General features: G+C 46.3%; 15 protein-coding genes. All 15 read left to right on the plus strand.

Annotated elements, in window-relative coordinates:
- The first annotated feature begins 122 nt into the window (after positions 1-122).
- The 15 genes from AC1DM9_RS21665 to AC1DM9_RS21735 all read left to right on the plus strand — a co-directional run bounded on the left by AC1DM9_RS21665 (position 123) and on the right by AC1DM9_RS21735 (position 21,706).
- Complete coding sequence (locus AC1DM9_RS21665; protein ID WP_441876105.1) at positions 123-1,928, plus strand: cache domain-containing sensor histidine kinase; 1,806 nt, start codon at positions 123-125, stop codon at positions 1,926-1,928.
- Between the two features lie 27 nt (positions 1,929-1,955).
- Positions 1,956-3,320, plus strand: coding sequence for an ABC transporter substrate-binding protein (locus AC1DM9_RS21670; RefSeq protein WP_477527766.1), 1,365 nt, complete (start codon positions 1,956-1,958; stop codon positions 3,318-3,320).
- Between the two features lie 25 nt (positions 3,321-3,345).
- Entirely contained in the window at positions 3,346-3,924 is a 579-nt protein-coding gene (gene lepB, locus AC1DM9_RS21675; protein ID WP_477509281.1) for a signal peptidase I, read from the plus strand.
- Between the two features lie 33 nt (positions 3,925-3,957).
- On the plus strand, positions 3,958-4,086 hold the full coding sequence (locus AC1DM9_RS21680; RefSeq protein WP_477582148.1) for a hypothetical protein: 129 nt from the start codon (positions 3,958-3,960) through the stop codon (positions 4,084-4,086).
- 2,491 nt (positions 4,087-6,577) lie between these two features.
- On the plus strand, positions 6,578-7,504 hold the full coding sequence (locus tag AC1DM9_RS21685) for an ABC transporter permease (protein ID WP_076269604.1): 927 nt from the start codon (positions 6,578-6,580) through the stop codon (positions 7,502-7,504).
- Between the two features lie 34 nt (positions 7,505-7,538).
- Positions 7,539-8,423, plus strand: coding sequence for a carbohydrate ABC transporter permease (locus tag AC1DM9_RS21690; RefSeq protein ID WP_076269437.1), 885 nt, complete (start codon positions 7,539-7,541; stop codon positions 8,421-8,423).
- Positions 8,424-8,479: 56 nt separating this feature from the next.
- Positions 8,480-10,036 carry an extracellular solute-binding protein gene (locus AC1DM9_RS21695; protein ID WP_076269438.1) on the plus strand — a complete coding sequence of 519 codons (1,557 nt, stop codon included), beginning with the start codon at positions 8,480-8,482 and terminating at the stop codon, positions 10,034-10,036.
- 272 nt (positions 10,037-10,308) lie between these two features.
- A complete protein-coding gene (locus tag AC1DM9_RS21700) occupies positions 10,309-12,480 on the plus strand; it encodes a carbohydrate-binding protein (RefSeq protein WP_477582151.1) in 2,172 nt (723 codons plus the stop codon).
- A 95-nt stretch (positions 12,481-12,575) separates the two neighbouring features.
- Positions 12,576-13,238, plus strand: a complete 663-nt coding sequence (locus AC1DM9_RS21705; RefSeq protein ID WP_441876121.1) for an HAD family hydrolase — start codon at positions 12,576-12,578, stop codon at positions 13,236-13,238.
- Between the two features lie 191 nt (positions 13,239-13,429).
- A complete protein-coding gene (locus AC1DM9_RS21710; RefSeq protein WP_339208028.1) occupies positions 13,430-14,653 on the plus strand; it encodes an enolase C-terminal domain-like protein in 1,224 nt (407 codons plus the stop codon).
- Positions 14,654-14,684: 31 nt separating this feature from the next.
- Positions 14,685-15,521, plus strand: coding sequence for an NAD-dependent epimerase/dehydratase family protein (locus AC1DM9_RS21715; protein ID WP_477582154.1), 837 nt, complete (start codon positions 14,685-14,687; stop codon positions 15,519-15,521).
- Between the two features lie 276 nt (positions 15,522-15,797).
- Positions 15,798-16,928: an ABC transporter ATP-binding protein gene (locus AC1DM9_RS21720; RefSeq protein ID WP_477582155.1), complete on the plus strand. Its 1,131-nt coding sequence runs from the start codon at positions 15,798-15,800 to the stop codon at positions 16,926-16,928.
- On the plus strand, positions 16,925-19,876 hold the full coding sequence (locus AC1DM9_RS21725) for an extracellular solute-binding protein (RefSeq protein ID WP_477582157.1): 2,952 nt from the start codon (positions 16,925-16,927) through the stop codon (positions 19,874-19,876). The genes AC1DM9_RS21720 and AC1DM9_RS21725 overlap by 4 nt, the downstream gene beginning before the upstream one ends.
- The gene (locus AC1DM9_RS21730) at positions 19,873-20,844 is read left to right on the plus strand and encodes a carbohydrate ABC transporter permease (RefSeq protein WP_076269448.1); all 972 of its coding nucleotides are present in this window, start codon (positions 19,873-19,875) and stop codon (positions 20,842-20,844) included. The genes AC1DM9_RS21725 and AC1DM9_RS21730 overlap by 4 nt, the downstream gene beginning before the upstream one ends.
- 4 nt (positions 20,845-20,848) lie before the next feature.
- Positions 20,849-21,706 carry a carbohydrate ABC transporter permease gene (locus AC1DM9_RS21735; protein WP_054027383.1) on the plus strand — a complete coding sequence of 286 codons (858 nt, stop codon included), beginning with the start codon at positions 20,849-20,851 and terminating at the stop codon, positions 21,704-21,706.
- Positions 21,707-21,728 lie beyond the last annotated feature (22 nt).

Consider the following 21,728-nt stretch of genomic DNA (forward strand, 5'->3'; position numbering starts at 1 on the left):
CCTATCGAAATGCTGTAACAAGCTTAAATTACTTATTGCAAAAGTAACTCAATGAAGTATATTATCGAGGACAAGTCTACTCCAGTAATGGGGTTAGCATAGTGGAAGGCAGGTGTATACTTGTGAACAAAGTGTCCTTTCGGCTCGCTTCATCCTTTCGCAATCGGATGATTCTCATATTTTTTATGATCATTATCGTTCCGTTTCTGCTTTTTGCATATTATGCGCATATTAAATCGATCGAGGGCATCTCCAATACGAATACGAAAATGTCCATGAGCTATCTTCTTCAAGCAAGAAAAAACTTCGAGATTTATCTGGGCAACTTAAATGATCAAGTTAACGATGTCATCGGAAATAAGGAACTTCAGGATTTATTGGAAACGGAACCATTAAACAAGGCAGAAGAGGAAGCGTTTACAGTCAATTTATTGACCGTGCTGTATCACGCTACGTCTACGATTGATGCTTTTAGAGTCAAGGTGTACCCAATCAAGCCAACAGATTATCCGTCCTATATGAGAACAATTGATGAATCGGTGCGTATCGGTGACCAGTATTGGTTTCAGCGCTCGAAAGCGACGGTTAGTCCGACGTGGTATCTGACCATGCCCATGCATGGGAAATACGCAAAACCGCTGCTCTCCTATGTGAAGCGATTCTCGGGCTTGTACGATCAAAAATTAAGAGGCATTATTGCGACCGACTTATCCGAGGACTATTTAAGAAGATATTTCTCGCCGTCCGATCAGCTAAAGGATCAGAAGCTGCTGCTCATTAATGAGAAAGGCATCGTGCATTATGATTCTACAGTTAATGAATGGACAGGCAAGGAATTTCCGTCAACAGCCTTAATCTCTTATATGAAGTCGGGTGATGAAGGCTCTACGTCCATTACGATTGAAGGGGAAACCTACCTCGCCACGTATTTGAAGATGGCTAACCATCCATGGACCATCGTGAGCCTGACCCCTCTTCATGAGCTGACGGGTACGATTGATGAAATTAACCGCATGCTCGTTATTTTTTTGATCGGTTATCTTATTTGCTGCATTAGTGTCGTCTTTTATATCACAGCTTACTATACACAGCCTATTGCGCATTTGGTTCGCTTAATGAGGAGGCTGGAGGCGGAAAATCTTCATTACTTGCTGCCTTCGTCGTCTCGCAAGGATGAAGTTGGCTGGCTGTATAGAGGAGTAAGCAATCTTGTTCAGCGCATAGATGGATTGATTAAAGAGGCAGCGCGCTCCGAAAGGAACAAAAAAGCGCTGGAGTTTCAAGTGCTGAGTCACCAGATTAATCCTCATTTTCTATACAACACCTTGGAATCAATTAGGTGGAAGGCGGAAAATCATGGACGCAGCGACATAAGCGAGATGGTATCGGCACTTGGAAATCTGCTGCGGCTCAGTCTAAACCAAGGGAAAGAGATTACGACGCTGCGCCGCGAGATTGAGCAGGTAAAGGCTTATGTATCGATTGAACAAGCAAGAATGGGCAAGGTCGTTCGTATTTTGTATTCCTGTGAGACAGAGACGCTGGATATGCCGTTTCTAAGGCTTTTGCTGCAGCCGCTTGTTGAAAATGCGATTCAGCATAGCGTGCGCGACGATTTTGATAAAGGGAAAATTATGATCGCAGCCAGAAAAATCGGAGAGGATATCGTAATCGATATTGTGGATAATGGTAAAGGCATTCCAGCGTCCGTGCTGGAACTGCTGGAGACGGAAGAAGAGCCTAGCGAAAAGTTCTCACATACGCGCAGAGGCGTAGGGCTTCGCAATGTGAATGATCGTTTGAAGCTTTATTTTGGAGATCGTTACAAGCTTGAAATCAAGACGGGGCCCGAAATGGGAACAACGATAACGTTAAGGCATCCCATTTTGAAGGAAGACCAGAATATCGATTCAATTGGCAATGAGTGAAGCGTGAGTATCAAAGGAGGCATAATCTTGATAAACAAACGTAAACAAACATTTGTTATAAGTATACTCCTGATGTTTATGCTAGTTCTAACCTCTTGCACGTTTAAAGGCTGGGATGGCGAGAATGCGGCAGAGGGATCAAATAGTGGTCAAGAAGGGCAATATTCAGGCAAAACACCAGTTACGCTTAAGCTTCTGACCTGGGGAGGAGAGACGTATAAGGAGCTGTACGATAAATTCAATGCCAAATATCCATGGATTACGATTGAGCCCGTTCAAATCGTGGGCGGCGATGACGAAATCATGAATCAAATTATTGCATTGGAGGCGGCAGGCACACCAGCTGATCTGACTTGGGTTGTTGGTGATTTGCTTCGTTATGAACAAAGCGGCCTGCTCGAAAATTTAAAGCCGTACATGGATGAAGATGCTTCCTTCCAAGGCAAGGTGCTGCCCGATGGATACTTTGATACGATGGCCTTTAACGGCCGCAGGCTTGCTGTGCCGTTCGTCGATGTTCCAATGTGGATTATTGTAAATAAAGATTTATTGGCCAAGCATGGCATAGATATGCCTTCAAATGATTGGAGCTTTGATGATTTGCGTGATATTGCAAAACGTGTCACGGACCCTGCAGCTGGGGAATACGGCCTCACTACGAACAGTGATTTTGTGATGCGCTTGCTGCCGATGAAAGCAGCAGCGGATGGACATGCGCCTAATTTGGCTTACTTAAATGATCGATTGACCCAAAGCTTGCTAAGCACGCCGGATGTGATGGCGGATGTGCGCTGGCTGACTGAATTTGTCACCAAGGATGGGTCTATGCTCTCTTGGGCAGAATCCAAATCACAAGGCGATGTGGTTAAGCAATTCATAAATGGAAAAACAGCGTTTGACATTGCCGGAGATTGGCTACTTCCGACACTGCATAAGGAGGCTGATTTTAACTGGGATATACTTCCCTTTCCGAGAGGGCAGGTCAACCAATACTCCTTCCATATTTATGGTCCGCTTGCGATGCTGAGCGGCTCTAAGCATAAAGAAGAGGCATATAAATGGATTAGTTTTCAATTCGAGATGGAGGCGCAGAAATGGAAAATCGAGAAGGGAGCGAATGCTTCCGTTATTGATCCAGAGCTGACAGCCTATATTGATGAGGTTCCGTTGTGGCAAGGGAAAAATATCGAAGCCGTGAAGATGACCAAGGATAACAGCCTCGTATTGCCCGGCGCCACGATACCCGGTTTTTCGGAGTACAACTGGATCAATGTTATTAATGATATCGTATTTCAAGGTGCCGACATTAACCGTATTATTCCAGAGACAGAGGCATGGAACAAGAAAACGCTGGAGCTGCGGGAGCATTGGAAGCGGAATCGTGATAAGTGAGAGCAGGCAGCGGAGGGGGTGTTTGATGAGGACGAGATGGAAGGTTATGTTTGTTGTTTTCTCGGTCGTCATAATGATCACGGGTGGCTGTAGTCATTCCATTACGGATACAGCTACAGAGAAGAGAATAGAGTTGATTCAAAACTCGGATTCCTCATTGACGAAGGTAAAAGTAGAAACGGATGGCATGCTGTCAGAGCTCGGTTATACGCATCCCCATCCATTTGCTTTAAACAATGAGGTGTTGGTTGATTTGAATTATTATAAGGAAAATCAAATATCTCGCGGCGATATTGCCTTATTCCAAATTAAAAAAGATAAACAAGCGACGGATATAGCAAGAGTTGTTGGGCTTCCTGGTGAGGCGGTTCAGGTTAAAAAAGGGCAGGTTTATATTAATGGGAATAAACTGGATGCCTTTTACGGGAGCGATCCTTCTTCCGATAAAAATGATTCTATGAATAAGCCATTGCAGCTAAAGGAGAATGAGTATTTTATATTGGCGGATGTACGTTGGCGAGGATTCCATGACAGCCAATCAGCGGGTGCTTTTGCCAAAGAGGAAATAGTAGGTAAAGTAGTCGGCTATGAGAACAAACGTTAAGTAGCAAAGGAGGTTAGGAAGTAACCCAGAGTAATGGGAGCTAATAACGAAGGATATGAGCTTATAAATTTATGGGGAGATATCTATGATGACATTCTTGATGAACAAAGCTACAAATGGATACAAAGCTTAATTGGTAAAAACGAAGGAAGAAGTCTGTAACTTCGTTAGAATTCTGTGCATGTAGAGATCACCGGTTGTTTAGGTGGTCTTTTTTTGTTTGAACTCGATAAGCACAAATATATGCTTAAAGAGTAGTTGCGGCGTCTCGGCGAGGCGGAAATGGAGCTGTAAGCACGTATGTGTTATTAAAGCTTGAGAAAAGGGTTAGTTTGTTGTTTGTAAGCGCATATGTGCGCTTATTGAGTAGAAAAGCTGTGTGGTTGAGGCGGAAATGAAGCTGTAAGCACGTATGTGTTCTTACAGTACGAGAATAGCTTCAGTTTGTTGTCGGTAAGCGCAAATATGCACTTATTGAGGTAGATGAGGCGTCTGACAGAGGTGGAAGTGAAGCTGTAAGCACGCATGTGTTCTTACAGCTCGAGAAAAGCCGTGGTTTGTTGTCGGTAAGCGCAAATATGCGCTTATTGAGTAGATGAGGCGTCTGATCGAGGTTGAAATGAAGCTGTAAGCACGTATGTGTTCTTAAAGCTCGAGAAAAGGGTTAGTTTGTTGTTTGTAAGTGCAAATATGCGCTTATTGAGGTAGATGAGGCGTGTAGTTGAGGTAGAAATGGAGCTTTAAGTACGCATGTGTTCTTACAGCACGAGGATAGCCTCAGTTTGTTGTCTATAAGCGCAAATATGCGCTTATTGAGTAGAAAAGCCGTCTGGTTGAGGCGGAAATGAAGCTGTAAGCACACATGTGTTCTTACAGCACGAGAATAGCCTTAGTTTGTTGTCTGTAAGCGCAAATATGCGCTTATTGAGGTAGATGAGGCGGTCTGATCGAGGTTGAAATGAAGCTGTAAGAATATATGCGCTTAAAGATTAGAGAAGCCATCTGGTTGAGGTGGAAGTGAAGCTGTAAGCACGCATGTGTTCTTACAGCTCGAGAAAAGCCTTGGTTTGTTGTTTATAAGCGCAAATATGCGCTTATTGAGGTAGATGAGGCGTCTGACCGAGGTGGAAGTGAAGCTGTAAGAACGTATGTGTTCTTAAAGCTTGAGAAAAGGGTTAGTTTGTTGTTTGTAAGCGCATATGTGCGCTTATAGAGTAGTGAAGCCATCTGGTTGAGGTGGAAGTGAAGCTGTAAGCACATATGTGTTCTTACAGCGAGAGAATAGCTTTAGTTTGTTGTCTGTAAGCGCAAATATGCGCTTAAAGAGTAGAGAAGCCATCTGGATGAGGTGGAAGTGAAGCTGTAAGAACGCATGTGTTCTTACAGCTTGAGAAAAGGGTTAGTTTGTTGTTTGTAAGCGCAAATATGCACTTATTGAGTAGAAAAGCTATGTGGTTGAGGCGGAAATGAAGCTGTAAGCACGTATGTGTTCTTACAACACGAGAATAGCCTTAGTTTGTTGTCGATAAGCGCAAATATGTGCTTATTGAGGTAGATGAGGCGTCTGATCGAGGTTGAAATGAAGCAGTAAGAATACATGCGCTTATTGAGTAGTGAAGCCATCTGGTTGGGGTAGAAATGGAGCTGTAAGCACACATGTGTTCTTACAGTTCGAGACAAGCCTTGGTTTGTTGTCTGTAAGCGCAAATATGCGCTTATTGAGTAGAAAAGCCGACTGGTTGAGGTAGAAATGGAGCTGTAAGCACACATGTGTTCTTTCAGCGCGAGACAAGCCTCGGTTTGTTGTCGGTAAGCGCAAATATGCGCTTATTGAGTAGAAAAGCCGTCAGGTTGAGGCGGAAATGAAGCTGTAAGCACACATGTGTTCTTACAGCTCGAGACAAGCCTTAGTTTGTTGTCTGTAAGCGCAAATATGTGCTTATTGAGGTAGATGAGGCGTCTGATCGAGGTTGAAATGAAGCTGTAAGCACGCATGTGTTCTTAAAGCTTGAGGAATGGGTTAGTTTGTTGTTTGTAAGCGCATATGTGCGCTTATTGAGTAGAAAAGGCGTCTGGTTGAGGTAGAAATGGAGCTGTAAGCACACATGTGTTCTTACAGCGAGAGAATAGTCTTAGTTTGTTGTCTGTAAGCGCAAATATGCGCTTATTGAGTAGAAAAGCCGACTGGTTGAGGTGGAAATGGAGCTGTAAGCACACATGTGTTCTTACAGCGAGAGAATAGTCTTAGTTGGTTGTCTGTAAGCGCATATGTGCGCTTATTGAGTAGAAAAGCCGTCTGGTTGAGGTAGAAATGGAGCTGTAAGCACACATGTGTTCTTACAGCACGAGACAAGCCTTGGTTTGTTGTTTATAAGCGCAAATATGCGCTTATTGAGTAGAAAAGCCGTCTGGTTGAGGTGGAAATGGAGCTGTAAGCACGTATGTGTTCTTACAGCACGAGACAAGCCTTGGTTTGTTGTCTATAAGCGCACATTAACGCGAATAGAGTAGAGTCGGCGTCTGGGAGATGGGGAAAAGGAACTTTATGTATAGGAGGATAATCTTAAACCACAAAGTATAAGATTGGCTCATAGTAAGCCCAGGCGGGCTCCCTTAGAATAAAAGTATCACATCAATGGAAGGGAAATCGATTATGAAATCTAATGGAGTCATTCGGGAATTACTCAGAAATCGAACGCTGCTGCTCATGTTCCTGCCCGTCGCGACGCTCCTTTTTCTCTTTAACTACTTGCCGCTTGCAGGTCTAGTCATCGCCTTCAAAGACTTTGACTTTGCTAAAGGAATTTTCGGAAGCGATTGGATGCACCCGCTGCTGAATAACTTTGATTATTTGTTCTCTTCTCCGACCGCTTTTCGGGCGATGAGAAACACGATACTGTTAAACGCATTGTTTATTACAGTCGGGCTCATTTTTGAAGTAGGGTTTGCCTTGCTGCTCAATGAGATTAGAAACAAATATTTTAAAAGAGTTACGCAGTCGTTAACCTTTCTTCCTTTCTTTATTTCGTGGATCGTAGTCGGAGTGTTCGCTTACAACTTAATGAACTTTGAGAGTGGAGCGATTAATCGTGTGCTAGAAACGATAGGCTTGCAGCCGATTGATTTTTACAGCGAAGCTGGCTTATGGCCGCTCATTCTAACGATAGCGGTTCGCTGGAAGGTTACCGGATACGGCACAATCATTTATTTGGCGGCATTAACGTCCATCGACAATTCGTATTATGAAGCAGCGTCCATCGACGGTGCGACAAGATGGCAGCAAATCCGTTTTATCAGCATTCCGATGCTGCGGCCAACGATCATTATCTTAACCTTGCTGGCTGTTGGCAGAATCATGAACGCCGATTTTGGAATGTTTTACGCAATGGTCGGCGATGCTTCTCTCTTATTTCCTACAACTGACGTTATTGATACGTTTGTTTATCGCAGCTTGCGCAAATCAGGAGATATCGGCATGGCATCTGCGGCGGGCTTCCTCCAGTCGTTCATCGCATTCGTGCTTATTATCGGCAGCAATTACGCGGCACGCAAAATAGACAAAGACTCGGCTATTTTCTAAAAACGTCCATTCACATCAAGGGAGGATCATCTGCATGCATCTGAAGAGATTTTCAATTTCACAATTTATTATCATTATAGCGATCTCCTTGTTCAGTCTGTCCTGCTTGTTTCCATTCATTATGGTCATTTCAGGTTCGTTAAGCACGGAGAAGGACATTATGGATTATGGGTACACGCTATGGCCAAAGAGCATTACTTTCGATTCTTATCGCATTTTATTTCTAGGCTCTAATCGCATTATTGATGCGTATGGCGTAAGTCTTCTCGTTACGGTGGCAGGAACAATTCTATCCTTGCTCGTAACGAGCATGGGCGCATACGTAATGGCGAGACGGTCATTCAAGTATAGAAACATTTTGTCTATCTACGTCATTATTACAATGCTGTTTAATGGCGGATTAGTACCTTGGTACATCATTTGCGTGAGATATTTGGATCTAAAAGATACACTTTGGGCGCTTATTTTACCGATGCTCGCTAATGCATTCAATATGTTCCTCATTCGCAACTTTATGTTATCCATACCCGAGGATATGAATGAATCGGCCAAAATGGACGGTGCGGGCGACTTTAAAATCTTTTATCGCCTCATTGCACCGCTTTCCTTGCCAGTACTTGCAACCGTCGGTTTATTCGTAGCATTGAGCTACTGGAACGATTGGTTTCTAGGTCTCATGTTTGTCGATAAGCAGGAGCTTCAACCGCTGCAGCTGCTGCTGCGAACGCTCATCTCCAACGTGGAATTTCTGAAGAGCTCGAGCAATGCATCCGCTATGCAGCGAATATCAGCGCAAATTCCTTCGGAATCGATCAAGATGGCGCTTACGGTCGTTACGATTGGCCCTATCATTTTCTTGTATCCGTTCGTTCAACGTTTTTTTGTCAAAGGTTTGATGGTGGGCGCAGTAAAAGGATGACTATCTCGGCTTCAGCCGTGTAGTATATAAAACATAAGCTAAGGGGAGAGGTTCAGATGCAGAAAAGCATAACAAAAATGCCGCTATTTATTGCTGTCATCATGCTGCTAAGCGTTATTCTAGCAGCATGCAGCTCAAGCAACAGCAATACGCCAAGCAATAATGGGAAGGCGACTAATGCGCCAACTGGCGGAACCGAAGAAGTGAAGCAAGAGGATGAAGTTACGCTGAAGTTTTATTTTGGCGGTGATAAAAAAGCGGCTACGGATGAGGTTTGGTCCAAGGTTAGCGAATATGTGAAAGCGAAAGGTCTTAACGTGAAGTTCGATATTAACTTCATTCCGTTTGGCGACTTCAAAGAAAAGATGCTCGTTATGGCCGCATCCGGCGACAACTGGGATATGAACTTTGACGGCGACTGGCTTTCGTACAAGCAGATGGCTGCAAAAGGATCATACATGGCATTAAACGATCTGCTGCCGGAATTTGCTCCTAACTTGCACAAGAAATATGAGGAGCAGGGTACACTTGCTGCTGCAACGGTAAACGGCAACATCGTAGGTCTTCCATGGACGATGAAAATGAATGAGCGTAAATTTACTGGCTGGCGCTCTGATCTTGTCGAGAAAGCGGGACTTGATATTCCAGCAGGCTCAATCAAAACAATTGAGGATGTCGACAGATTGCTGCGTGAATTGAAAAAAGCGTACCCGAACGAAAGAATTTCCCGGACGCCGCCGGTATCCCTCATTATGATTCGTGATGAGTGGGTAGATCTTAACTTCCACGGCCTTGGCTTCTATTTAAGCGATGACAAAATTACGATTAAAGCGGTTGAGCAGCAACCATTCTACCTAGAGGCTGCAAAGCTGGCTAAAGTTTGGTATGACGATAATTTGATTAACCGTGATGCGATGATCGATAAGTCAGACGAAGCAGCAGAGTGGAGAAATGGCAAAAAGCTGTTCACTGTAACATCGCATGAATGGGTAAGTGCTAATCCTGGTTTCTCTGATCCGTCGTTCAAGATGGAATCGGCAGAGCTTTATCCTGACAAAAGATTCGTTAACCGTACGGCTCTTGCCAATGTCGTTGCCATTAACCGCAACTCCAAAAATCCAGAACGAGTGCTTCGTTTCTTGGATATGATGGAAACCGACAAAACGTTGTATGACCTTGTGCAATACGGTATTGAAGGCAAAACCTATGTATTGAACGGGGAAACGGCTGAATATCCGGAAGGCATGGAAACAACGACGAGCAACTATATGGAGTGGGGCGGACAATGGGCATTCTGGAAGCCGCAATTCATGCGTCCGACGATGACATATGGAACGGATTTCTGGCTGAAGGAAGCTGAATTTGCAAGCAAGCCTAATAACGTCAACTCACCTATCGACGGCCTATTTATCGCTGAAGACAATATGAAAAACGAGATTGCAAAACGTGATACAGCAAACGATGAGCTGAACAGACCGATAGAGTTTGGCGTGGTGAAGGATGTCGAGAAGGCCGTTGCTGCTTATATCGAAACGCAAAAGAAAAATGGACTTGATGTCATCATCGCTGAAACTCAAAGACAAATTGATGAGTTTCTTGCGAAGAAAAAATAAAGTGTGACGAATGAGAAGCCGACCTTATGTAGAGGAAGGCTTCTCCTTTGACAACGTTTGAAAGCGGATACATTGGATAAGTATGAAAGAAGCCGCTGCGAAACGGCAGTTCTCTTGTATCGCATTTACAACCAGCAGCCTTAAAACGCGAGCCTGGTCCCCCGGGGGACCAGGCTTTTTTCGATACCCCAGAAGCGGCGAAGGAGGTGGTAGGATCGAATAAATAGGGATTGGAGCATCGCGGTATCATCCATTTTTTGAGGAGGGAATTTATGTTGGTTAAAGGAAGAAGACAGGTTTACGTCATCCTATTGCTTGTTCTGGTTCTTATCTCAACGCAGCTCTCGTTATCACCATCCAAGGTATCGGCAGCTGGCAATTTGGCGCTGAACAAAAGTGTAACGGAAAGCAACCATACTCAGAGCTATATAACTTCAAACGCAACAGATGGCAATCAAGCAAGCTATTGGGAGGGAGCTGCAAGCAGCTATCCGAACTGGATTAGGGTCGATTTGGGCAGCAGCCAAGCCATCAATCAAGTAGTTCTTAAGCTGCCGCTTGCTTGGGGTGACCGTACGCAAACTTTATCTGTGCAGACTAGCAGTGATGATACAAACTACAACACCATTGTTGCTTCTGCGGCCTATACTTATCAATCCGGTACAAATGCGGTCACCATCAACTTTACAAGCACCAATGCGCGTTATGTCAAAATAAATGTGACAGCTAATACTGGAGCAACTGGCGGACAAATATCGGAGCTTGAGGTGTATGGACCGACCGTTGTAGCAACGCCAACGCCTTCACCGAGAGCGACGACAGTTCCAACAGCTACACCTGCTCCAACAGCTGCGCCAGGCTCGATATCGGCTTTTGTTCAAACGGCAGCTTCCGCCTTTAACAGTCAATTTGGCACGCAATTGGAAAACTCCAGTGAAGGCGGTCAAAATGTTGCTTATGTGGACAACGGGGATTACCTTGTGTTTAACAATGTGAACTTCGGGAGCGGAGCCTCATCGGTTGCTCTGCGTGTGGCAAGCCAAACAACTGGCGGCAATGTTGAAATTAGACTGGACAGCTTGAATGGCACGCTGGCAGGTACTTGCGCGGTAACGACTACGGGCGGCTGGCAGTCATGGACAACCAAAAACTGTTCCATTAACACAATAAGCGGAGTCCATAATCTATATTTAAAATTTACTGGAGGAGCAGGTAATCTGTTTAATATCAACTGGTTCAAATTTGCTGCTGCCGCAATTGGCGGCGATGTAGTCGGAAAGGTGTTTGCGGGTTACCAGGGCTGGTTTACCGCTGGGGGTGACGGATCACCTCTAAACAACTGGACACATTGGTCCAAAAACAATAATAATCTGACAGCGAACTCCAACGTAAACTTCGAGATGTATCCAGATTTAAGAGAGTATACGAAGCTGTATCAAACGAACTTAGGCAATTTAGGCAACGGTCAGCCAGCCAAGCTGTTCTCCTCTTATGATCAAGAAACGGTGAACAAGCATTTTGAATGGATGCAGACATACAACATTAGCGGCGCAGCGCTGCAAAGATTTGGGGCGGATGCAAACTATGCGCCGAATAATTGGAATCAGAACCGCGACAGCGTAGCTGTGAAGGTGAAAAATGCTGCTGAAACCTATAACCGCAAATTTTATGTGATGTATGACATTACGGATCTCAATCCAAGCCAGTGGGTCAATGCGGTCAAAAATGATTTTACGAACAATGTTGTTGGCACGATGAATTTAACCTCATCGACTGCCTATGCCAAGCAGGACGGTAAGCTGGTCATCTGTATTTGGGGGATCGGGTTTACCGATCGGCCGGGAACAGCAGCGGAATCCGCAGACTTAATCGCTTGGTTCAAAAACCAAGGCTATTATGTGATCGGCGGCGTTCCTACCCATTGGCGCAATGGGGATAACGATTCGAAGCCTGGTTTCCTCGATGTGTACAAATCGCTTGATATGCTATCGCCTTGGTTTGTCGGTCGGTTCAGCCAGCTAGCGGGAGCTGATCATTACAAGACGAATCAGTGGGCGCCGGATTTCGCATTTACTCAGCAGAATGGCATCGTATATCAGCCCGTGATTTGGCCGGGTTTTGCATGGAAAAACATGAAAAACGGTCCCGTCAACGAAATTCCTCGTCTGCATGGCGATTTCATGTGGCGACAGGCTTACAATTTAAAAAGTTTAGGCATCAATACAGGTTATATTGCGATGTTTGATGAATATGACGAGGCGACAGCGATTGCCAAAGCCGCCGAGAACAGCTCGATGATTCCGAACAATCAATATTTCCTTACGCTCGATGCGGACGGCGTAGCCGTATCCTCTGATTTCTATTTGCGGTTGACTGGCGATATTGCACGTCTTTTCAATAATGAAATCCCCTTAACCGTAAATCATCCGACTAGTCATCAGTAAACATTCGCAGCTTTAAACGAAAAAGGCGCTCCCCTAGCGGGATCGCTTTTTTCATGATTATAATAGAGAGAGATGGTAGGAGAGGAGAGATTGTTTTGAACAACATTAAACATATTATTTTTGACTTTGATGGTACACTTGCCGATACTTGGCCGGTGATGTATCAAGTGATTTCAGGTGTATTCCAGAGATATGATGGCAGGCAAGTGTTGATTGAGGATATGTACGCATTGGCAGGGCCGACGGAGCTTCAAATTATTGAACAGCATCTAAACAATCGCGAGCAAGTGGAAGCAGCCATAACCGAATATGTAGCTGAATACGAGCAGCGGCATGAGGAGCTCGTAGAGCGAAATACGGAAATCGCTGATTTGCTAGTCTCATTGCGGCAATCAGGCATCGGAATTGCCATGTTCACAGGCAAATCGCGGCGTACGCTCGATATTTCGCTGGACAAGCTGGGCTGGGAGGTTAGCTTCGACAAGATTGTAACGGGCGATGATGTGGAGAAGCGCAAGCCATCAGCGGAAGGGATCCATCTTATATTAAACGAGCTTGGCTGGGCAAAGGAAGAAACTATTTTTGTCGGCGACAGCAACGATGATATGATGGCAGGTCAAGAAGCCGGAATACGTACCTTTGCTGCCCAGTGGATGGCTGTCGTGCAGGATAAAGATTACCGGGTCCTGCCGGAGCGAATTTTTAACGAGGTGGAAGCTTTCAAGCAGTTTGTACTTGAGCAATTAGAGAAAGTCTAATTTTAAACAGGTAAAAAGAGAGTATCCCATATATTGGATGCTCTCTTTTTTATATTGTAACTACTAAGGCAATAAGCATCATAGGATTAGGAAAGAGGCTAACAATAGGACAGAAAGTTTAAAAATGCCTCATGTGGAATGCCGTGTGATTGACTTAAACTAAACGAGACACGGAAAGGAAAGGTGAGGGCATGGCGAAAATAACGGGAATCAAATGTATTCGAACGCGTAAGAACGGAACTTGGACGATCGTAAAGGTGATGACCGATCAAGACGGGCTTTATGGACTCGGCTCGGCTTCGGATGTCTACAATCCGGAAGCCGTTGTACAAGTTATTGAGCAGTTGCTGGCGCCGCTTCTGATCGGCAAAGATGCCGCTAACATAGAAGATTTGTGGCAGACAATGTATATGAGCGGCTATTGGAGAAACGGAGCTATTTTGCATACGGCAATCGGCGGTATTGATATGGCATTATGGGATATAAAAGGGAAGGAAGCGGGATTGCCGGTCTATCAATTGCTCGGCGGGGCAAGCCGCGCGGCTGTGCCTTGTTATGGACATGCAGGGGGATCGGATATTTCCGAGCTCAAGGAGGATGTGCAGCGTTTTATGGAAGAGGGCTATACCGTCATCCGCGTGCAGATGGGCGGGTATGGGGGAGGCGGCTTCATTAATGCTGACAAAGCGAACCTGCCCGAGCGAGCTTGGACAAAAGGTCCAGTGTTTGACGAGCAGGCTTATTTGAATGCCATTCCGAACATGTTCGAGCAATTGCGGTCAGCGTTTGGCATGGGTATCCAGTTTACGCATGATGTACATGAGCATCTGTCGCCTATCAATGCGATTCAGCTGGCAAAGCGGGTTGAGCCCTATGGTCTGTTCTTTCTTGAAGATGCGCTCGCACCGGAGCAAATTGGCTGGTATCGCCATCTTCGTCAGCAGAGCGCAACGCCCCAAGCGGTTGGCGAGCTGTTCGTGAATCCGCAGGAGTGGACGGAGCTAGTCAAGGAGAGGCTGATCGATTTCATTCGCGTTCGCGTCTCGAAAGCTGGGGGCATAACGCCATGCCGCAAAATAGCAGCGCTGTGCGAAGCGTTTGGCGTACGTACCGCGTGGCAGGAAGGCGGAGAGAATGATCCCGTTAACCAAGCGGCAGCGGTACATCTTGATATGGCGATATGGAATTTCGGCATTCAGGAAGTGAACCATTTTAGAGCGGAAGAGCTTGATGCCTTTGAGGGGCATATCGTTAGAAAGGGCGGTTATCTTTACCCTTCGAACAAGCCGGGTCTTGGCATTGAGCTGGATGAGCTAAAGGCGCAGCTGCTCGTTGGGGACAATTGGAATCGCTCCGCATATCACAATCCTTATCATCTGGATCGAAAGGCTGACGGTACGCTTGTGCGGCCATAATACAAAGTTGGAAATTGGAGGTGCTTCTTCTATGAAAACAATCGCAGTAACTGGCGGGAGCGGCAAGCTCGGGACACAGCTCATTGGGGCGCTTCAGCAGGATGGCTATCAGGTTGTTTCCTTGGACAACGAGCGGTCAAATCAGCTGCATTGCAAGCAAATTAAAGTGGATTTAAATGATTTCGGGCAAGTCGTTTCAGCGCTTCACGGTGCGGATGCCATCATACATATGGCTGCTATTCCTGCACCGCTTGGCCATTCGTACCCGTATATATTCGCGAACAATACGGTTGCAGCGTATCATATTTTGGAAGCCGCCTCGATTCTTGGTATTCGGAAGGTTGTTATGGGCTCAAGCGAGTCTTCTTACGGCTTTGCATGGGCACCGACGCCATTTGCACCGGATTATTTGCCGCTGGACGAGGATCATCCGCAGCAGCCGCAAGAGTGCTACGGTCTATCGAAGGTAGTGAATGAAGTGACCGCTGCGATGTTCGATCGAAGAAATGGCATGCAGGTCATTTCACTCCGTTTCTCCATGATTACTAAACCTGAGGATTACAAGCATCTTGCTGTTGATAAGCCGGAGTCCTTTAAACATATTTTATGGAGCTATATTGATATACGAGATGCAGTCAGTGCATGTATCGCATCGCTTCATGTGGAGGACCGCGGAGCGATTTGTCTCAATATTACGAGCAACGATACGCTTAGCGAATGGTCAACCGAGCGTTTGCTGCAGCAGTTTTATCCGGGAGTCATCGATCTGCGCGCGCCTTTAACTGGGCGGACAGCCGTAGTCAGCAATCAAATGGCAAAGGATACGCTGGATTGGAGCCCTAAGTATTCTTGGGCAGACCTTCGGTAAACAGCTGAATAAGTACAAATGAAAGAGGCCGACTCAACAGGTGCAAACCTAGCGAGGCGGCCTCTTTTTTTTATTGGCAGCAGAAGAGGCTGATTGTGGATTTGCCCCTATTATAGAAAGCGCTTTCTAAGAATGGAGGGAAAATAGTGATTTTCAGCTGATAGAGGCTAATTTTTGACAACAAAAGAAAATATCACCTCATATTTGCCGGCGAATGTATGCGTTAACATTAATAGTAGCAAGAGGAAGACAATACGTCATGAGAGGTGAGCAAGGGTGGGAAGCATTACGTTTAGCCATGTATATAAGCACTATAAAGGGGAGTCGCGTCCGGCGGTCAACGATTTCCACCTTTCCATTGAGGAGGGGGAATTCCTGGTGCTCGTCGGTCCTTCCGGCTGCGGCAAATCAACAACGCTCCGAATGCTGGCTGGCCTAGAGGAAATCACCGAAGGAGATCTGTACATCGATGAGAAGTTCGTAAATTATGTCTCGCCCAAGGACAGAGATATTGCGATGGTATTTCAGAACTACGCCCTATACCCGAATCTAACCGTTTACGAAAATATCGCGCTAGGACTTAAGCTTCGCAAGACGGCAAAGCACGATATCGAGCTAAGGGTCAACCGTGTGGCAAAAATTTTGGAAATATCGCATCTGCTGGAGCGCAAGCCAAGCCAGCTGTCAGGCGGTCAGAAGCAGCGTGTCGCACTTGGCCGTGCGATAGCAAGGGAGCCGCAAGTGTTCCTCATGGATGAACCGCTGTCGAATCTCGATGCGAAGCTGCGTGCTCAAACAAGGGCGGAGATTATTAAGCTACAGAGCGACCTCAAGCGGACGATGGTCTATGTGACACATGATCAAGTCGAAGCGATGACGATGGGAACGCGGATTGTCGTTATGAAGGATGGCGTTATTCAGCAGGTTGCCCCGCCTCGCCAGCTTTATGATGAACCGACGAATTTGTTTGTCGCCGGATTTATCGGCTCGCCCCAAATGAATTTTATGGATGGGAGCCTAGTCTTGGAGGATGGTCTTTATTATTTCGTTAATAAGCGAATAAAGCTGCTCGTTCCAGAACGTCATTATGTGCATTTTGCGGTAAAAAGCGGATCGCTTCGCAACTGTGTGATGGGCATTCGCCCAGAGCATGTATGGCTGAAGCGGGAAGAAGCAAACGCGGAGGAGAATGACTTCTTTCGATGCGTAGTAGAGATGACGGAAGTAACGGGAGCCGATTCGTACGTGTACGTGAAGGTAGGAGAGAAAACTCTCATTGGCAGAACGGAGCCGGAGATCGTTTATCACAAAGAGGAGAAGCTTGTCGTTGGTTTCAACATGAGCAAGGTTCATTTCTTTGATGAGGAAACCGGCGTATCTTTGGCAGCTGGAGGAGAAGACAGATGAGGAGAATGAGGATGCTGGGCATCGCTCTTCGTCTCATTCTGGTACTGGCGCTGGTGTTCGGAGTCATCCGCTGGATTACGGCTAGTAGACCCGTTCTTCATGCAACCTCGGTGAGCACGGAGCAGCTGCTGTCCTATAAGAGCAAAACAGAGGAGCTGCCATACGCGAAGCTGATGTACCAATATCCGGAGGCGGCCAAAACCGACGAGAGTCTTCCGTCCATTCTGATTTCACCAACCGCATATCAAGCTGCTGCTGAAGAATCGGCGGTCAGGATTGATAAGGAGCAAGGTGAAGCTGCGCTTTATTGGGAAAACGAAAAGGGCTGGGTGGAATGGACGTTCGACGTGCCGAAGGGCGGCTGGTATGAGCTTCATTTTGATTACAAGCCTTTAGAAGGCGGCAACGCCTCCGTCGTACGCGGCGTTCAAATTGATGGCCGATATCCGTTTACGGAGTCGGAACGCATTGAACTGGAGCGACTTTGGAAGGATTCCAAATTTCCATATGATCGCAACGAGATCGGACAGCAAATTCGTCCTCCGCAAACCGAGCTAGCCGGTTGGAGCGCAAAAGCGGCAACGATATTTTCCGCTTCATCCGAGCCAGTACTCTACCGGTTGGAACAAGGCCAGCATAAGCTGCGGTTGGTTGGGGTGAGAGAGTCCGTCGCGCTCCGAGAAATAGCATTCAAGCCAAAGGAAGAAATTCCAGCTTACGAGTATTACAAAAACTTGCATCCGCCGGAAGAGGAGAAGCAGAGCTGGTTCAGCATGATCGAAGCGGAGCAGTTTCAGCGGAAATCAAGTCTCGCGATTCAGACCGATTTTTGGTCAGAGCCTTATATTTCACCTGACCCGAAAGGGCGAATTACTTATAACGTCTTAGGCGGTCAGCGCTGGCGATTGCCGGGGGAGTGGGTGGAATGGGAGCTTTCTGTGCCAGAGTCCGGCTGGTATGAAATCGACCTGAAAACATTTCAAAACTATCGCAACGGCTTTGAGGCATACCGCACTATTTCGATTGATGGAAAAACACCGTTTAAGGAGCTGCTTCATTACGGTATTCCGACGAAGAAGGAATTCGAAATTGGTACGCTTGCAGATTCAGAAGGGAAACCTTTCCTCTTTTATTTGGAGAAGGGCGCACATGTCCTGCGCATGACCGCTGACTCCTCACTCGTTCAGCCTGTTTATCTGGCTTTGAAGGAGACGCTGGATCAGCTTGCAATATTTGACCGACATATACGATTGCTTACAGGAAACTATAGCAAATCGGCTTTTGACGCCAACATCGATTCAACGCGAACGTGGAATATGAAGAAGCTTGATCCAGATGTGGAACAGAAGATGACGGAATTTGTTGCTCAGTTAACGAATATTCGGAATTATATCAATGGTCTCAATAAAAAGGATTCAGATTTATCCGAGGCGATCAAAGGTTCCGTAGCGATACTCGAGAAGATGCTGGTGGATGTGAACGAAATACCGAATAAAATCAATGATTTCTCGACGATTCAGAACAATATTGGGACTTGGATGGCAACGCTGACTCAGCAGCCTTTGCTCATGGATTATATCGTCGTTCGGACGCCAAATACGGTTACGGATCTGAAAGTGCCTACGACGCTTTCAAGAGTGCCTTACTCGATTGCTGATTTTGGCCGCTCCTTCTATTTGGACTACGACACGCGCAAGCATAACAAGAAGGAAGCACTGACCATTTGGGTGCAGCGCGGTCGGGATTACGTCGAGCTGCTGCGTGAGATGGTGGATAATGATTTCACGCCTCGGACGGGAATTGAAGTCAATATCAATCTGATGACCAACCCGAACATGCTCATACTTGGAAATGCAGCAGGAGACGTGCCTGATATTGCGCTTGGCGTTGGGGAGTCTACGCCAGCTGACTTCGCAATGCGGGATGCGGCCGCGGAGCTGTCTGACTTTCCAGGCTTCAAGGATGTGCTTGATCGATTTATTCCCGGAGTCAGCCGTTCGCTTAGCTACGACGGGAAAATTTATGGACTGCCAGAGGTGCAGAACTTCCAGATGATGTTCTACAGAACCGACATTCTAGAAGGCTTGAACTTGAAGGTTCCGGATACATGGGATGAAGTGTTCGACATTTTACCAACGCTTCAGGAAAACGGAATGACAATGAATTATCCGAAAAGCGATTTCACTACACTTTTTTTCCAAAATGGTGCAGAGGTGTATTCGCAAGACGGTTTGAAGGGTGCGCTCTCGAGCGATGCCGGCCAGCAGGCATTCAAGCGCTGGACAGAGCTCTACAAGAAATACAATCTGCCGATTGACATACCAGCATTTTTCCAGCATTTCCGCGATGGAGATATTCCTATAGGTGTGGCCGATTTCAACACCTATGTGCAGCTGCTCGTTGCTGCTCCGGAAATAACTGGACACTGGAAAATCGCACCGCTGCCGGGCATCGAGCGAGAGAACGGCGAGGTAGCAAGATGGTCGCCGCAGGCTATATCTGCCGCGATGATCATGAAGAAAAGCGAGCGGAAAGACGATGCTTGGAAGTTTCTAGAGTGGTGGACCTCGGAGGACGTGCAATCGCAATACGCCAAAGACGTCGAGTCCTTTTATGGCATTGAGTTCAGATGGAATACGGCGAATGTCAATGCGATGAAATCACTAACTTGGCCGAGCGATGACCTGAAGGCGCTTCAAGAGCAGGCGCGCTGGGCGAAAAACATGCCTTATGTACCGGGTTATTATTTCTTGAACAGAGAGATGGAGTTTGCGTGGAATCGGACGGTTCTCGAGGGCATACCTGCGCAGGAATCGCTTGAGGCTGCTCAGCTTTCCTTGCAGCGGGAAATGAATCGCAGACAAAATGACTTTGGCATATCGGCTAATGAGGATTTGAAAATTCCGCAAATTAAACAACCTTACGAATGGGAGGAACCGCAGAAATGAATACGCAGCTTTCTCCCAGCATAGCTAAGCCGAAGCAGAAATCTGCTTTGCGTGTGAAATGGAATCGCTTTTGGCGGGAAATGAGACGTGATGCTTTTTGTTATCTGTTTCTTGCGCCGTTTCTCATTTGCTTCCTAATGTTTATCGTCATTCCGGTTGTTATGGCAGCGACACTTGGATTTACGTCCTATGACGGCTTTGGATCGCTTCATTTTATCGGGGTACGAAATTACATCAGCTTGTTCACACAGGACATCATTTTTCTAACTAAAGCGATTCCGAATACGTTTTTGTTCGCGTTAATCGTAGGGCCGGGAGGTTATATTTTAGCTTTCCTGTTCGCTTGGCTCATTCATCAGCTGCCCATTCGCATTCGCGATTACTACACGCTTGCGTTTTATGCACCGTCTATGGCTGGCGGCGTCGCTTTATCCGTCGTTTGGATTGCGACGTTCAGCGGTGACCGCGTCGGTTATTTTAACAATTTTTTGCTTAAGATGGGCTGGATCGACAGTCCGACGATTTGGCTGCAGGACCCTAAATATTTGCTCAATATTATGATCATCGTATCGCTCTGGGTTAGCTTTAGCGTTGGTTTTCTCGCTATGCTGGCTGGTCTTCAGACGGTAAATCGGGAGCTGTACGAGGCTGGCCGCATAGACGGGATTTCCAGCCGCCTGCAGGAGGTTTTCTACATTACAATTCCTTCGATGAAGCCGCAAATGCTGTTCAGCGCGGTCATGTCGATCGTAGGTACGCTGAAGGCAGGAGGCATATCCACCCAGTTGACGGGGATGGCGATTACTCCTTCCTATTCAGGGCATTTGATTATTAATCATATTGACGATTACGCTTTTATCCGTTTCGAGCTCGGTTATGCATCCTCGGTCTCAGTCATGCTGCTGATCATCAGTTATTTTGCAATGAGATTTGCTTATCGGCTGTTCGGATCAAAGGAGGAGCTGTAAAACCATGATTCGAAAACTTCGCAGAGTGACGCCGTTTCAGATCATCCTTGTCACTGTTTTTACCGCGCTGGCCGCATTCATGTCGCTGCCGATCGTGTTTATTTTGAACCATGCCTTCAAGCCGCAAAATGAGCTGTTTCTTTTCCCGCCGCGATTTTTGGTGCAAAACCCAACGCTGCGAAATTTTGAATCGCTTATATTGCATGCATCAAACGCAACGGTTCCGTTTACCCGTTATTTGTTCAACAGTTTAATTGTAGCGGGACTTACATTGTTTACGGTCATCATCGTCAGCACTATGGCAGGTTATGTGCTTGCGAAATACCAGTTTCATTTCAAGCAGCTGATCTTGTCTCTTATTACTTTATCGTTGATGTTCGCACCTGAGACCGTTGGGATTCCGAGGTACTTGATCATCAGCGGAATCGGCATCAACAATACGTATTTCGGACATATTTTGCCGGCATTAGCTTCTCCGATCGCCGTATTCATGCTGGTGGGCTTTATTTCGCAAATTCCGGGAGAACTGCTGGAAGCAGCCAAGATCGACGGGGCCAGCCACTTCGGTATTTTTACCAAAATGGTGCTTCCGCTCTCCGTTCCCGCCATTGCGACCATATCCATCTTCACATTCCAAGGCGTGTGGGGCGATGTGGAAACGTCAACCTTATTCATGCAAGAGGAAACGATGAGAACGTTAGCCTTCTATGTCAATAGTCTGCTTAGCGGACTGCAAAACAGCGTATCGGGACAAAACATGGCCGCCGCTGCCGGCTTGCTCATGTTCGTACCGAACCTAATTATCTTCTTGCTCTTCCAGCGAAGAGTGCTTGAGACGATGGTCCATTCCGGAATTAAGTAATTCAAACCAGCAAAGGAAGTCG

It is taken from the genome of Paenibacillus sp. 01T431 (genome assembly GCF_056398625.1).